Source organism: Flavobacterium sp. (assembly GCF_044369455.1).
In the GTDB taxonomy this organism is placed as follows: Bacteria; Bacteroidota; Bacteroidia; order Flavobacteriales; family Flavobacteriaceae; genus Flavobacterium.
Genome location: NZ_JBIPLW010000003.1, coordinates 192,119 through 208,616, shown reverse-complemented (window position 1 = coordinate 208,616; position 16,498 = coordinate 192,119). Strand labels below are relative to the sequence as shown.

Below are 16,498 nucleotides of genomic sequence, written 5' to 3'. Positions count from 1 at the left end.
TATTTTTTTACTTTTTCTATATATGGGTTACTTTTGTTATTCATCAAATTAATATGCCATCGAACAAAGCTTCCCATTTTAAAATTATTTTCAGGAGTATTTTCAGGAGAGTAGAGAATTTAATTTTTCTTTTGAAAGGCAAATTAAGCGAAAGAAATTTTATCTACTTTGCTAGTGTTGCTGTAGCCATTACTTGTGCTTTTGCAGTAATTCTACTAAAAAGTTTTGCGCACAATATTTTTCTATGGGCAAATGACATAAACGGCTTTTTAAAACTTCCGTATATAAACAGTTTGCTACCAATAGCTGGAATTATATTAACCGTTTTTGTAGTTCGCAATTTCTTAGGCAATAGTTTAGAAAAAGGAAGTTCCAAAATATTGTATGCCGTTGCCAAAAAAGGCGGAATAGTTCCCAAAAAGCAGATGTACGCGCAAATTATTACCAGTTCCTTAACCGTTGGACTTGGCGGTTCTGCCGGATTAGAGAGTCCAATTGTGATTACTGGCGCAGCTTTTGGTTCTAACTTTGCGCAGAAATATCATCTTTCTCAAAAAGACCGGATTCTACTTTTGGCTTGTGGTGTCGCGGCCGGAATTGGAGCCGCATTTAATGCTCCTATTGCAGGTGTTTTATTTGCAATAGAAGTTGTGCTTACCGATGTTTCTATTGCAGCTTTTATCCCCATTATTATATCGGCAGCTACAGGTGCTCTTATTTCTACTATGGTTTTGAGTAACGATGTTATTCTTAATTTTCAGCAAACACTTAAATTTGATTACCATAATACTCCTTATTATATTTTACTTGGAATTTTAGCGGGTTTAACTTCCATTTACCACGCTCGAAATTTTCGAAAAGTAGAGATTTTCTTTGGAACATTCAAAAACAAAGGGTATCGAAGAGCGCTTTTTGGCGCAATCATTTTAGCAATATTAATTTTCTTTTTTCCGACATTATTTGGGGAAGGTTACGAGAGTATTAAAACTTTGGCTTCCAAAAATCCAAGTGTTTTATTAGAAAATACTTTGCTGGAAAACTTCAAAAGCAACGAATGGGTTTTGTTAGGTTTTATTGGAGTAACTATGTTATTAAAAGCGTTTGCCACTGGACTAACTATAGGAAGTGGAGGAAATGGAGGAAACTTTGCTCCTTCGCTTTTTGTGGGTTCGTACTTAGGTTATTTTGTTGCAAAAACTATAAATCTTTTGAACATCACGCATCATTTACCAATAGCAAATTTCACCATTGTTGGCATGGCAGGAATATTGAGTGGCTTGTTTCATGCGCCATTAACTGCTATTTTCCTTATAGTAGAAATTACGGGTGGTTATGATTTGATGGTGCCTTTAATGATTGTGTCTTCGGTTAGTTTTGCAGTTTCCAAACAATTTGAAAAACACTCAATGGATGTAAAAGGATTGGCTGATAAAGGCGATGTTTTTACAAGTGATAAAGACAAAAATATTTTGCAAAGCATTGATATTCATAATTTGGTCCAAAAAAGCTATAAATCGCTAACTATTGAAAGCCCTCTGGAAAATATGGTCGAGATTTTCTCTACTACCAAACAGAAAATCATTCCTATAATTGACGAAAACAAGATATTGATTGGAATCGTAGATTTTGAAGAAGTAAAAGCTATAATTTTCAATCCTTTGAAGTTGAAATTTATGAATATGAATGAAATTATAAGTCAACCCAAAGAAATTATTTTACTTGAAGATAAAGTAGAAAAAATAATGAAACAATTTGAAACTTCAAAAACACAACTTTTACCCGTTATTCAAAAAGGAAAGTACTTTGGTTTCCTGTCCAAAATTGATGTGCTTGAAAGCTATCGCCAACGTCTTAAAGAAATGATTATTGAATAAAATTTTAATATCGGATAAAAATAATTTTTATATCAACCGATAATAATGTATCTTTGTTTTGTAATGTGGAACATAGATTTAACATATCGCGAAGAATTCAAAACAACTTTCGAAAGATTGTATGAAAAACTGGCTGTTTTGCAAAAAAGCAGGCCATTGCCTAACATCGCTTTGCAAAAAATAAAAGAAGCGCTTTCAATAGAATGGACCTATAATTCCAATAGTATTGAAGGAAATACGCTAACACTTAGAGAAACTCAAATGGTTCTTCAAGAAGGAATTACGATAAAAGGAATTACCCTTCGAGAACATTTTGAAGCAAAAAATCATGAGAATGCTATCAATCATTTGTACTCTATTATCAATGCTGATTATACATTAAAAAGCATTGATGTTCTATCGTTGCACGGTTTGGTTTTACGTTCTATTGAAGATGATTTTGCGGGAAGAATTAGAACTGCTGGTGTTAGGATTACTGGAGCCAATTTTGTTCCTCCAAATGCTACTAAAGTTTCGGATTTATTGGATGAATTGATTGATTTTGTGAATACAAATCCTCTTAATTTAAATGACATTGAATTGGCTACTGTTTTTCATCATAAACTAGTATGGATTCATCCCTTTTTTGATGGAAATGGAAGAACAGTTCGTCTGGCGATGAATTTACTGTTGATGCGAAAGGGTTTTCCGCCTGCTATTATTTTAAAAAATGATCGAAAAAAATATTATGAAGCGCTTAATCAAGCGAATGGCGGAAATTATCAAAAACTCACCTTATTAATGTATCAAGCATTAGAACGAACTCTTAATATTTACATTAGTTCATTACCAGATAATGATTATGATTTTCAAGAAATTTCGAATATAGTAAACGAACCAAGTTCACCATATAGTCAAGAATATATATCGCTCTTGGCACGTCAAGGCAAAATTGACGCTCACAAAGAAGGTAGAAACTGGTTTACCACCAAGAAAGCTATTAACGATTATATTAATAACAGGAAACGAAAGCGCTAAAGCAATTTTAGTGCTTTGTTTCACAATAACTTTTGAACTCTCTATTCAAAATTTCTTTTCAATACACTACCTTTGCATTTTGCAAAAAATGCTATGGTTGAAACAGAAAATAGGATAGAAGTTCTCGGCGCTCGAGTTCACAATCTTAAAAATATTGATATTAACATTCCACGTGAAAAACTGGTTGTTATTACCGGTCTTTCAGGTTCGGGGAAATCGTCTTTGGCTTTTGACACTATTTATGCCGAAGGACAGCGTCGTTATATTGAAACCTTTTCTGCCTATGCGCGCCAATTCCTTGGCGGATTAGAACGTCCCGATGTGGATAAAATTGATGGCCTGTCGCCAGTTATTGCCATTGAGCAAAAAACAACCAGCAAAAGTCCGCGCTCTACTGTGGGTACCATTACTGAAATTTATGACTTTCTGCGTTTGCTTTATGCCCGAGCTGGTGAAGCTTATAGTTATGTCAGTGGCGAAAAAATGGTTTCCTACTCGGATGAGCAAATCAAAGAATTGATTATTCAGTATTTTATAGGAAAACGCATTACTATTTTAGCTCCCATCATTCGAGCACGGAAAGGACACTATGCCGAATTGTTTCAACAAATAACCAAACAAGGTTTCCTCAAAGTGCGTGTAAATGGTGAAGTACAAGATTTGCTTCCCGGCATGAAACTCGACCGTTACAAAACCCACGATATCGAAATTGTCATTGACCGAATGGCGATTGAGAATACTGAAGAGAATGAAAAGCGATTGACCGAAAGTATCAAAACAGCGATGTATCATGGTGAAAATGTGCTGATGATTTTAGACCAAGACACCCAAGAAGTTCGCTATTTCAGTAGAAATTTGATGTGTCCAACATCTGGAATTTCGTATCAAAATCCGGAACCCAATTTATTTTCGTTTAACTCTCCAAAGGGAGCATGTGAACATTGTAAAGGATTGGGCTCAGTACATGAAATCAATGTTAAAAAAATAATTCCTAATCCGAAAATTTCTATTAAAAATGGCGGTTTTGCCCCACTAGGTGAATATAAAAGTTCATGGATTTTCAAGCAATTGGAAATCATTGGCGAAAAATTTGGCTTCACTGTAAATGACGCTATCGAAACGATAACTGAAGAAGCAATGCAGGTTATTTTGCAGGGTGGAAAAGAAAAATTTGCTGTAGAATCGAAAACTTTGGGCATTACCAAAGAATACAAAATTGAATTTGAAGGCATTTCCCATTTCATCAAAAATCAATTTGATGAAAGTAATTCCACTTCTATCAAACGTTGGGCTAAGGAATTTATGGATGAAATTGAGTGCCCAGAATGTCATGGTTCACGTTTGAAAAAAGAAGCGATGTATTTTCGAATTCACGAAAAAAACATTTTCGATTTATCCGCTATGGATATTTCAGATTTATCCCTTTGGTTTGACGATTTAGACAAAAACCTTTCCGAAAAACAAAAAATCATTGCTACAGAAGTTGTCAAAGAAATCAAAGACCGATTGCGTTTTTTGGTCAATGTGGGATTGAATTATTTATCGATAAACCGCAGTTCTAAATCGCTTTCGGGCGGTGAAGCACAGCGCATTCGATTGGCAACACAAATTGGTTCGCAGTTGGTTGGAGTGTTGTACATTTTAGACGAACCAAGCATTGGTTTACACCAAAGAGACAATGAAAAACTCATCCATTCTTTGGAACAATTACGGGATATTGGCAATTCGGTTTTAGTAGTTGAACATGATAAAGACATGATTGAACGCGCTGATTACGTGATTGACATTGGTCCAAAAGCCGGAAAATTTGGTGGTGAAATTATCAGCAAAGGAACACCAGCCGAATTGCACCAGCAACATACCATGACAGCGATGTACTTGAATGGTGAAATGAAAATTGAAGTGCCCAAAAAACGACGTGAAGGCAATGGAAAATTTTTAAAATTAAGTGGCGCAACAGGAAATAACTTGAAAAATGTTTCCATCGAATTGCCATTAGGAAAACTGATTTGCGTGACTGGAGTTTCAGGAAGTGGAAAATCGACTTTAATTAATGAAACGCTTTACCCTATTTTAAATGCCTATTATTTTAATGGCGTTAAAAAACCACAACCTTATAAAAAAATTGAAGGTTTGGAGCATATTGATAAAGTCATTGATATTGACCAAAGTCCAATTGGAAGAACCCCACGTTCAAATCCGGCAACGTATACCGATGTGTTTTCTGAAATTAGGAGTTTGTACACGATGACTCCTGAAGCCATGATTCGTGGTTACAAAGCAGGTCGTTTTAGTTTTAATGTTTCGGGCGGAAGGTGCGAAACCTGCGAGGGCTCGGGAGTAAGAACGATTGAAATGAGTTTCCTTCCCGATGTGTATGTGGAATGCGAAACCTGTCAGGGAAAACGTTTCAACAGAGAAACTTTGGAAATTCGATACAAAGGGAAATCCATTTCGGATGTGTTGAATATGACGGTAGATGAAGCCGTTCCGTTTTTTGAAAATATACCGAAAATCTATCGTAAAGTGAAAACAATACAGGATGTTGGTTTGGGTTATATCACTTTGGGACAACAAAGTACCACACTTTCGGGTGGTGAAGCGCAACGTATAAAATTGGCCACGGAGTTATCCAAAAAAGATACCGGAAATACCTTTTACATTATGGATGAACCTACAACAGGTTTGCACTTTGAAGACATTCGAGTATTAATGGACGTCATCAATAAGTTGGTCGATAAAGGCAATACTATTGTGATTATCGAACACAATATGGACGTAATTAAATTAGCTGATTATATTATTGACATTGGTCCCGAAGGCGGAAAAGGTGGCGGTGAAGTGGTTGCAAAAGGAACACCCGAAGAAATTATTAAAAACAAAAAAAGCTATACTGCAGAATTTTTGAAAAAAGAGTTTGATTAAATTTAAATCAAACTCTTTTAAAAAAACATAATTTAATAAGTCAATTTTGCATAAAATTTACTACATCATTTTTATCTCTATTTGTCATATTATTTACATCAATAATAAATGAGTCAATTATTGAAATGTAGTTAACATCAGTACTTAGCTTTTTATAAGCGTTAAGTACTTTGATTAACTTTATGTTTAAATCAGTTGAGACAATAACACCATTATAAGATGGGTCAAGGAATTTATTATATGCTTCATAAATATTTGGCATTAAATCAATTACATCAACAAAATTTTCTATTGTAAATTTTTTGTAATCTTTCTCAATACCCGAAGTTAAATAGTATTCATCAATGTATCTTTTTCCTCTTGGTGATTTAGACAATATACTGTCCCTTATACTATAAAGAATATCTTTATTAGCTGGTACATTTGCAACTTGTCTTTCAACACATTCTTCTTCAATCTCTGTTGATAAATCTTTACTTTCATCTTCATACTCATCTTGATTACATTCATCTGGACCTTTCATAAAGGCACTATCTTTACTATTAGATGGCTCACTGTCACTACAGGAAACGACTAAAACGAAAGAGAATAAAAAAATACCAATAAGCAAAACACTAATTTTTTTCATAATAAAATAATTAAAAGTTTAAGGTAAAAAAAAATTACCTATTAAATTAAACCAAATGATAAATCCTAAGAAAGAACCTATCAAACTACCAATTATAAAATTCAGTCTTATACTTTTAGGAATTAAAACAAAATAAACATATAAACATATCAAAGTAGATGCAACTCCCAAAAAAGTAACTAATAATCCTGATTGCAGCCCTAATATCTTTGCTATTTTAGCCTCATCACCACCAAAAATAAATTTTCCCTTTAGGTAAGAATTTGCCAGAGCATAAAACATAACAAAAACTTGCCTTAAAAGAAATAAAGTCAAGAAAATACCTATCCACCAAATTTTAGTTCGAACTTTATTTCGTCTAATAACTATAAGACCTAAAATACCTGTAAAAAGGGTTTGCAATGGACCCGCTATTTTAATTAATAAAACTTTAGTATCTGAATAAAACTCGCTATTACTTTCAATATCATAACTAACACTTGCGAAATGTAATTTTGGATTGAAGTTAAAATAATACGCTGTTAAATAATGTCCATACTCATGTAACTGAGTACCTATTACTGTTAGTAGAATGAAAATTAAACTAAAATAAAATATTTTAGTGTACCTAATTTCGTTGAGCATAATAAAGAATTATAATTGATAATAAATTTCTTTAAAGAAATTTTTCATAAAATGAGATTATCAGCCTCGAAAAGATATTTAAAAGCATAAATTAATAAAAAATAAAATTAATAAGTAATTTTATTACAAATAAAATTTAAAGTATTTATTTGCAACTTAAACGGCACTTTTACTACTTTTGAGGAAACTTAAAAAAATAATTATGGATATTAAAAAAGTCTCAGAAAACATTAAGAAATTTAGAGAATTAAAAGGTATAACTAGAGATGATATTGCTGGCGAATTGGAAATGAGTGTAAGCGGTTTTAGTAAAATTGAGAGAGGAGAAATTGATTTAACATTGTCAAAACTAGATAAGATTGCAAACATAATTGGTGTTTCAGTTTCACAAATATTAAATTTTGATGCAACGAATATTTTCAATGTAAGTAATAACAAAACTGTAAACTCAATAGGTACTGACAACAACATCACTAATCAGAATGAAGGAAACTATACCGAAAAATACATTCAAAAATTAGAGGAAGAAATAGAGTTGTTAAAAAAACGGAATTAATGAATATTTAGATTGTTAATCCTTTCTGTAATGGTTATGGTAGAAAATCAGCTCTAAGAACATGAACACTTTTTAAAAAAAAGAATTACTTTAGCTCGCCTTTTTTAGCCCAGATAGTAATGGAAAGCTTTGTGAAAATGAAATCTAATTTTTTTGCTAGAAAAAAGCGACTAAAGGAAGCTTTTTAATAGCTTAAAAAATAGATTGAATTGAATAAACTTGAAATGAATAGCTGGAAATAGCTACAAAAAAAATAAAATTTACGAATATGGCAATTGAAAAATACGAAAACGAAGATGATAAAATCCATGATAAATTAAAACAAAAACCATGGAACGAGATACGAACGAACGATTCCTGGGCGATTTTCAAAATCATGTCGGAATTTGTAAATGGCTACGAAACCATGGCTCGAATTGGTCCTTGTGTTTCTATTTTTGGGTCAGCCAGAACAAAACCAGACAACAAATATTATTTACTTGCTGAAAAGATAGCCTACAAAATTAGTAAAGCGGGTTACGGCGTAATCACGGGTGGCGGACCCGGAATTATGGAAGCAGGTAACAAAGGTGCTCATAATGGTGGTGGATCATCAGTGGGTTTAAACATTGAACTTCCTTTTGAGCAACATTATAACCCATTTATAGACAAAGATAAAAACCTAAATTTTGACTATTTCTTTGTACGTAAAGTAATGTTCGTCAAGTATTCACAAGGTTTTGTGGTGATGCCGGGCGGTTTTGGGACTTTAGATGAATTATTCGAAGCGGTTACACTTATTCAAACTAAGAAAATTGGAAAATTTCCAATTATTTTAGTAGGCTCCGAATTTTGGGCTGGTTTATTAGACTGGGTAAAAGCAGTAATGATTGAAAAAGAAGGAAATGCCAATCCAGAAGACTTGAACTTGATAAAAATTGTAGACACGGAAGATGAAGTGGTGGAAGTTTTGGATAATTTCTATAAAAAATACAATTTGAGTCCAAATTTCTAACTTAAATTCCAAGTATTAAATTCCAAATTCCAATACTATCTGCTATGGAATTTGGAATTTGATTTTTGAAAATTATATACCCTATGTTTTTCAACTCGCTTCATTTTGCCATTTTCCTTCCAATAGTATTTCTGTTGTATTGGTTCATGCCAAATAAATCGAAGACTTCTCAGAACTATATTTTAATTGTTGCGAGTTATTATTTCTATTCTTGTTGGGATTACCGCTTTTTATTTTTGTTGATTTTCTCAACGTTGCTTGACTATTTCTCTGCCATACAAATTGAAAACAGCAACACACAAAACCAGCGGAAATTTTGGCTATGGCTTTGTGTGTCTATCAATATTGGTTTTCTTGGAATTTTCAAATACTATAATTTCTTTATTGCTTCATTCACAGATTTATTGAATGCTGTTGGATTTCATGCTAATCCTCTTTTGCTGAAAGTGATTCTTCCAGTCGGGATTTCGTTTTATACTTTTCATGGGCTATCCTATATTATTGATATTTATTATGGCCGAATCAAATCAGAAAGGAACTTTATTGATTATTCATTGTTTGTGAGCTATTTCCCTTTACTTGTAGCTGGTCCAATAGAAAGAGCGACGCATTTGTTACCGCAATTAAAAGCTAAGAGAGCATTCGATTTTGAAAAAGCTAAAGAAGGAATCTATCAAATAGTTTGGGGTTTGGTCAAGAAAGTGGTTATCGCTGATACCTGTGCCAATTATGCTAACGAAATTTTCAATCACTCCAATTCGATGAATTCATTGTCTTTGATTTTAGGTGCAGTGTACTTTGCATTTCAAATTTATGGAGACTTTTCGGGGTATTCCGATATTGCTTTAGGAACTTCTAAACTCTTTGGAATTGATTTACTGAAAAACTTCAACTATCCTTATTTTTCTAGAGATATCGCTGAATTTTGGAGGCGATGGCATATATCATTAACTACTTGGTTTCGCGACTATTTATATATTCCATTAGGCGGAAGCAAAGGTTCAAAATGGTTAAAAGTTAGAAATACGTTTATTATTTTCCTTGTCAGTGGATTTTGGCATGGCGCTAACTGGACATTTATTGCATGGGGGTTTATCAATGCCTTGTATTTCCTTCCGCTATTGTTATTAAATAGAAACCGAAACAATATTGACGCGTTTGAATTGGGTTTCAATTTATCGTCATTGAGAATTCTATTTAATATACTGACAACCTTTGCTATTACTTGCTTTGCTTGGATATTTTTTAGAGCTAAAACCATTCACGATGCTATAACCTATATCAAACGAATGTTTACAAACTTAGAGTTTTCTGAACAATATTTAAGGATTGAACGCTATAGTTATGAAATTGTTTTAATGTTATTTCTATTCGTTATTGTAGAATGGAATAACAGAACCAAAATAGAACCTATATCGGGAAGATTTAGCGGGTTGAAGTTGTCTTTATGCTTAGCTTCTATAGTAGCTTTGGGCGTTTTTTCGGATTATAAAGAATTTATTTATTTTCAATTTTAATGAAATCATTTTTTAAATTCATAGTAAAAGCTTTATTCCTACTTATAGTAACAATGGTGGTGCTCGACATCGTGTATACGGTTGTTTACGAACAAACAAATGACCGAAATAAAATCAGTTATTTATACCATTCTAAAGATAAAAACTATGATGTTGTTTTTTTAGGTTCGTCAAGAATGAATAATCATTTAGTACCCAAAATATTTAATGACAACGGCTATAAAACTTTTAATTTTGGGGTTACGCGTTCCCGACTTGAAGAATCCGCTTTGATGCTAAAATTGATGGTAGAACGCAATTACAAAATCAAAAATTTAATCCTTCAAGTCGATTTAAATATTAATACAAATGACCATTCTGAAGCAATACGTTCTCTGTTTATGCCTTATTTGCATCAATCTAAAATTATTAGAAACCATTATAAAACTATTCCAGAATATAATAAATTACTTTACCTTCCGTTTTACAGGTATTTGCATTATGATGCACGTATTGGCTTTAGGGAAATGTATTATTCACTTGTTCATAAAAAAACCAATGCTTTAGAAAATGGGGGTTTTAATCCATTGAAATCAAATCCGGGGAAAATGATTCCGGCAGATTTATCAAAATACTATCCCAAAAGGAATATTGGTTACGAAGAAATAAAAGCCATTTGCAAAAAAAACAACATCAATTTAATTGCAATAACAACGCCGATGTGCATGAGTACTATTAATAGAGACTATTTTAATCATATTCAATCTGTTTATCCAGAAATTCGTAGATTTGAAAATGCCGTAACAGCCGATGCCTATTTTTCAACGTGCGGCCACATGAATAAAGCTGGTGCAATTGAATTTACCAAGGTTGTTTTTAATGCCTTTTTTAAACCCAAAACAAAACCTTGAAAAAATTACACTACATAATACTCTTAATTGGTTATTTCGTTTCAGCCCAACACCATTCTAAAATGGTAGTAGAAGTAGATGACGAAAAAAAAACAGCTACTGTTTTTCAAGAACTAATTTTTTTTAATCAAACAAATGACACGCTCACAAATATTGTTTTAAATGATTGGATGAATGCGTATGGCAATAAAAATTCAGATATCGGAAAACGATTTGCAGACGAATTTGAGCGTGCGTTTCATCTGGCCAAAGAGAAAGATCGTGGACGAACTGAAAACATTACCATTTCAAATCAGGAAAAATCATTCCTCACCTGGGAACGTAATGAAAATAGAGCAGATGTCATCCAAGTGCGACTTCAATCTAAACTTCTTCCAAAGGAAAAAATTACGCTTTATCTGACCTATACTGTTAAAATTCCAAATGCGCGGTTTACAAAATATGGCTATTATGATGATGGTGGAATGTATCTAAAAAATTGGTTTTTAACACCCGCTCGTTATGAGAATAAAGCATTTGTAAAAAACAATAATAATAATCTGGATGATATTGCCAATGCCCTTTGTGACTATGACCTTTTACTAAAAATAAATCAAAAAAATGCTGCAGTTTCTGATTTAGATGAGATTCAACTAGAGATAGTAAATAATCAAAAACACTATTCATTTTCGGGAAAAAACCGAATGGATTTTTCACTTTTTATTGATTCAAAAAAAGAATTTGAGATATTCAAAAACGAAAAAGTTGAAGTCGTTACCAATTTTAAAGATAATCGAATTAATGATCTTCAGCGTGCACTTGTTATTGATAAAATCTCTAATTGGGTAAATGAAAGAATTGGCAATTATCCCAACAAAAAAATAGTTGTTTCAAAAATAGATTACGAGCGAAATCCCTTTTATGGTTTAAATCAGCTTCCTGCATTTATTGCGCCATTCCCAGACGAATTCATGTATGAAATAAAATTTTTAAAAACCTATATAAATACGTTTATTCATAGCACCATTAATTTAAATCCGAGAGACGACAACTGGATTTACGACGGAATGCAGGTGTATTTAATGATGAAATATATCGAAGAATTTTATCCTGGAATTAAAATGATGGGGAATGTCTCTAAATTTAAACCTGTCAAAGGATACAATTTAGTAAGTTTAGATTTTAATGGCCAATACAGTTATTTTTATATGTTGATGGCTCGAAAAAATTTAGACCAACAACTTAATATACCCAAGGACAAACTAATTAAATTTAACGAAAAAATAGCCTCAAAATACCGTTCTGGTTTAAGTTTAAAATATCTAAACGACTATTCCGAAAGCAATTTAGTAGATAAAACCATTCCTGTTTTTTATAATGCTAATTTAAAACAACAACGTTCCGCAGATGATTTTGAATCGCTTCTAAAACAAAATTCCACAAAAAAAATAGATTGGTATTTTGACAAAATAATTAATTCTAGAGAAACATTTGACTATAAATTTGATGCGGTAACAAAGACAAAAGACAGCATTAGCTTTCGGTTAAAAAACAAAACAGAAACCAATGTTCCTATTTCAATTTATGGCACAAAAAATAGAGAAATTGTATTCAAAAAATGGATAGATGCTTTGCCTAAAGACAGTTTATATACTATTTCTAGAAATGAAGCTGATAGAATTATCATTAACTATAAAAATGAAGTTCCCGAATTTAATCTACGAAACAATTGGCGATCATTAAAAGGTCTTCGTTTAAGTAATAGGCCAATAAAATTTATATTTTTTAAAGATTTAGAAGATCCTAATTATAATCAAATTATTTATCTACCAACATTAGAGTTCAATATCTATGACGGATTTTATCCTGGGATGCGGTTTCATAATAAAACCATTCTTGACAAACCTTTTATATTTGATATCAATCCAACCTATTCAACAAAAACCCAAAGTTTAACCGGAAAAGGTTCAATCTTATTTAACCAATTCAATCGGAATAGTAATTTATATCATATTCGTTATTTGTTGAGCGGAAATACGTTTCACTATGCACCCGAAGCTAGATACTTTAAAGTAACACCCATTATCAATTTCAGAATTCGTCCTGATGATTACAGAGATAATAAAATTCAAAGTATAACATTCAAACAAACGATTATCGATAGGGAAAAATCTAATTTTACAACATCCGAAAACACCGAAAACTATTCTGTTTTTTCAGCAAAATATTATAACGGAAGAACCGAAATAACAAATCATTATAACTTTATAACAGAAACACAATTCTCCAAAAATTTTGGAAAATTACAAGCAGAAATGCAATACCGTAGACTCTTTGATAACAACAGACAATTAAATATCAGAGTTTTTGCAGGAACATTTTTATACAATACCACGACAACAAATTTTTTTGATTTTGGCCTAGACAGACCATCTGATTATTTATTTGAAAGCGACTACTTAGGAAGATCAGAAACTAAGGGTATTTTTAGTCAACAATCAATTGTGGCCGATGGTTTTTTTAAATCAATTTTTGAAACTCGTTTTGCTAACCGTTGGATGGCAACTACTAATCTTAGTTGTAATGTTTGGAATTGGGTAGAAGTCTATGGTGATATTGGTGCGTTTAAAAATAAAAATATTCCAGCTCAATTTGTATATGATAGTGGTATACGGCTTAATTTAGTTACTGATTATTTCGAACTATACTTACCAATTTATTCTAGTAATGGTTGGGAAATAGGGCAACAAAATTATGGTGAAAGAATACGATTTATAATAACATTTCAACCAGATACTTTAGTTAGCTTATTTACAAGAAAGTGGTTTTAAAAATCACATGATTCATTACATTTTTAAACATACTCTTAAATTATGTTTCTTTTAATGCATAATTCTCAACATAAATCGTTTATGAAGCAGAGAAATTACAGATAATTAAAATTATATTTTTACTAGAGATTATACTTTATAATCAGTTTTTAGTTAAATTTGTTACTTCTTGAAATAATCTACCACTATGTCTGAGACTACATCCAAAACCGAAATCACCTTTGAAGACTTCAAACAAGAAGTTTTAAATGATTATAAAATTGCCACAATTAGTAGAGAATGTAGCCTTTTGGGACGAAAAGAAGTACTTACTGGAAAAGCAAAATTCGGGATATTTGGTGACGGAAAAGAGGTGCCGCAATTGGCAATGGCTAAAGCATTTCAAAATGGTGATTTTCGTTCGGGTTACTATCGTGATCAAACCTTCATGATGGCCATTGGTCAATTGTCAATCGAACAATTTTTCGCTGGTTTATACGGCCATTCTGATTTGGAGCATGATCCTATGAGTGCCGGAAGACAAATGGGTGGACATTTTACCACTCATTCTATTGATGAAAATGGCAATTGGAAAAATCTTACCCAACAAAAAAACTCTAGTGCTGATATCTCTCCAACTGCCGGTCAAATGCCACGATTATTAGGATTAGCTCAAGCGTCGAAAATCTATAGAAATGTTCGTGGATTGGAAAATTTTTCAAATTTTTCTAACAACGGAAACGAAGTAGCATGGGGAACAATTGGAAATGCTTCCACCTCTGAAGGATTATTCTTTGAAACCTTTAATGCCGCTGGAGTGTTACAAGTGCCAATGGTAATTAGTGTTTGGGATGACGAGTACGGAATTTCGGTACACGCACGTTATCAAACCACTAAAGAAAGTATCTCTGAAATTATGAAAGGCTTTCAGCGTGATGCTACTGCAAATGGTTACGAAATCTTAACGGTGAAAGGTTGGGATTATCCGTCATTAGTTGCTACTTATGAAAAAGCTTCCGAAATTGCTCGTGAAGAACATGTACCGGTATTAATTCACGTTCAAGAACTAACTCAACCGCAAGGACATTCCACTTCAGGATCACACGAGCGTTATAAAAATTCGGAACGATTGGCATGGGAAACCGAATTTGATTGTGTTTCCCAAATGAAAACTTGGTTGTTACAAAATGATTTGGCAAGTGCTGAAGAATTAGAAACCCTTGAAACCAATTCTAAAAAAGAAGTTTTAGAAGGAAAGAAAGCCGCTTGGACTGCTTTTGTTACTCCAATGAAGGAAGAACAACAGGAGTTGGTTTCGTTATTAAATACTATTGCCGCAACAAGTGATAAGAAATCTTTTATCGAAAAAGAAGCCCATGATTTAGCTTCTATTAAAGAACCTATTCGTAAAGAAATTATAACAGTCGCTCGTAAAGTGTTACGATTGATTGTCAATGAAAATAGCAGAAAGAAATTGGCAACATGGATTACAAATTATACTGAAAAAATCCAACCCAAATTCAGTTCTCATTTATTCTCCCAATCGGATAAAAATGTACTAAAAGCAACTGAAACTGCTGCAACCTATGATGAAAATGCTGAAGAAGTAGATGCACGTTTGATTTTGCGTGATAACTTTGATGCTATTTTTTCAAAACACCCTGAAGCCTTGGTTTTTGGGGAAGATGTAGGAAATATTGGCGATGTGAATCAAGGATTAGAAGGCATGCAAGAGAAATATGGAGAACTTCGTGTGGCTGATGCTGGAATCAGAGAAGCTACGATTCTTGGACAAGGAATCGGAATGGCTATGCGTGGTTTACGACCCATTGCTGAAATTCAGTATTTAGATTATCTATTATATGCTATCCAAATCATGAGTGATGATTTGGCAACCCTACAATACAGAACCAGAGGTAGACAAAAAGCACCTTTAATAATCAGGACGCGTGGGCATCGTTTAGAAGGCATTTGGCATTCAGGTTCACCTATGGGAATGATTATTAATGCCATTCGTGGCATCCACGTTTTGGTTCCGAGAAACATGACTAAAGCAGCAGGTTTTTACAATACATTGTTAGAAACGGATGAACCTGCCTTAGTTATCGAATGTTTAAACGGTTATCGATTAAAAGAAAAAATGCCAACTAATTTAGGTGAATTTAAAACAGCCATTGGTGTAGTCGAAACCATCAAAACAGGAAGTGATATTACTATTGTTTCTTATGGCTCAACTTTGCGAATTATTGAACAAGCGGCCAAAGAATTACAAGAAATAGGAATAGTAGTAGAAATAATTGATGCGCAATCCTTATTGCCATTTGATATTCATCATGATTGTGTGAAAAGCGTCATGAAAACAAACCGATTATTAGTTATTGATGAAGATGTTCCTGGCGGAGCAAGTGCTTTCATCTTACAACAAATTATAGACGAGCAAAAAGGGTATAATTATTTAGATAGTCAACCGCAAACATTAACTGCAAAAGCGCACAGACCTGCATACGGAACCGATGGCGATTATTTCTCGAAACCTTCGGCAGAAGATGTTTTTGAAAAAGTATATGCCATTATGCATGAGGCAAAACCGAATCAGTTTCCGAGTTTGTATTAAATTACTTTTGAGACGTTGCTTTGCAACGTCTCACTTTTTAAAGGCTATTTCATATCTTTGCCAAAAAATA

At 32.8% G+C, this 16,498-nt stretch carries 11 protein-coding genes; 9 read left to right on the top strand and 2 right to left on the bottom strand.

Annotated elements, in window-relative coordinates; genetic code table 11:
• Positions 1–53: 53 nt before the first annotated feature.
• The 3 genes from ACIQ2L_RS04760 to uvrA all read left to right on the top strand — a co-directional run bounded on the left by ACIQ2L_RS04760 (position 54) and on the right by uvrA (position 5,816).
• On the top strand, positions 54–1,874 hold the full coding sequence (locus ACIQ2L_RS04760) for a chloride channel protein (RefSeq protein WP_396156934.1): 1,821 nt from the start codon (positions 54–56) through the stop codon (positions 1,872–1,874).
• A 63-nt stretch (positions 1,875–1,937) separates the two neighbouring features.
• A complete protein-coding gene (locus tag ACIQ2L_RS04755) occupies positions 1,938–2,891 on the top strand; it encodes a Fic family protein (RefSeq protein WP_396156932.1) in 954 nt (317 codons plus the stop codon).
• Positions 2,892–2,984: 93 nt separating this feature from the next.
• Positions 2,985–5,816: an excinuclease ABC subunit UvrA gene (gene uvrA, locus ACIQ2L_RS04750; RefSeq protein WP_396156930.1), complete on the top strand. Its 2,832-nt coding sequence runs from the start codon at positions 2,985–2,987 to the stop codon at positions 5,814–5,816.
• A gap of 40 nt (positions 5,817–5,856) precedes the next feature.
• Here the strand turns inward: uvrA and ACIQ2L_RS04745 are convergent, their stop codons facing one another.
• Together ACIQ2L_RS04745 and ACIQ2L_RS04740 are read right to left on the bottom strand one after the other, a co-directional pair.
• Positions 5,857–6,444, bottom strand: a complete 588-nt coding sequence (locus tag ACIQ2L_RS04745; protein WP_396156928.1) for a hypothetical protein — start codon at positions 6,442–6,444, stop codon at positions 5,857–5,859.
• A gap of 18 nt (positions 6,445–6,462) precedes the next feature.
• Positions 6,463–7,068 (bottom strand): hypothetical protein, encoded by a 606-nt coding sequence (locus ACIQ2L_RS04740; RefSeq protein ID WP_396156926.1) that lies wholly within the window; start codon positions 7,066–7,068, stop codon positions 6,463–6,465.
• A 202-nt stretch (positions 7,069–7,270) separates the two neighbouring features.
• Here ACIQ2L_RS04740 and ACIQ2L_RS04735 point away from each other — a divergent pair, with 202 nt between their 5' ends.
• The 6 genes from ACIQ2L_RS04735 to ACIQ2L_RS04710 all read left to right on the top strand — a co-directional run bounded on the left by ACIQ2L_RS04735 (position 7,271) and on the right by ACIQ2L_RS04710 (position 16,428).
• Positions 7,271–7,624, top strand: coding sequence for a helix-turn-helix domain-containing protein (locus ACIQ2L_RS04735; RefSeq protein ID WP_396156924.1), 354 nt, complete (start codon positions 7,271–7,273; stop codon positions 7,622–7,624).
• Positions 7,625–7,892: 268 nt separating this feature from the next.
• A complete protein-coding gene (locus ACIQ2L_RS04730) occupies positions 7,893–8,618 on the top strand; it encodes a TIGR00730 family Rossman fold protein (RefSeq protein WP_396156922.1) in 726 nt (241 codons plus the stop codon).
• An 83-nt stretch (positions 8,619–8,701) separates the two neighbouring features.
• Positions 8,702–10,135, top strand: coding sequence for an MBOAT family O-acyltransferase (locus ACIQ2L_RS04725; RefSeq protein ID WP_396156920.1), 1,434 nt, complete (start codon positions 8,702–8,704; stop codon positions 10,133–10,135).
• On the top strand, positions 10,135–11,025 hold the full coding sequence (locus ACIQ2L_RS04720) for a hypothetical protein (protein ID WP_396156918.1): 891 nt from the start codon (positions 10,135–10,137) through the stop codon (positions 11,023–11,025). The genes ACIQ2L_RS04725 and ACIQ2L_RS04720 overlap by 1 nt, the downstream gene beginning before the upstream one ends.
• Positions 11,022–13,835, top strand: a complete 2,814-nt coding sequence (locus ACIQ2L_RS04715) for an aminopeptidase (protein WP_396156916.1) — start codon at positions 11,022–11,024, stop codon at positions 13,833–13,835. The genes ACIQ2L_RS04720 and ACIQ2L_RS04715 overlap by 4 nt, the downstream gene beginning before the upstream one ends.
• A 187-nt stretch (positions 13,836–14,022) precedes the next feature.
• Entirely contained in the window at positions 14,023–16,428 is a 2,406-nt protein-coding gene (locus tag ACIQ2L_RS04710; RefSeq protein WP_396156914.1) for a thiamine pyrophosphate-dependent enzyme, read from the top strand.
• Positions 16,429–16,498: the final 70 nt, after the last annotated feature.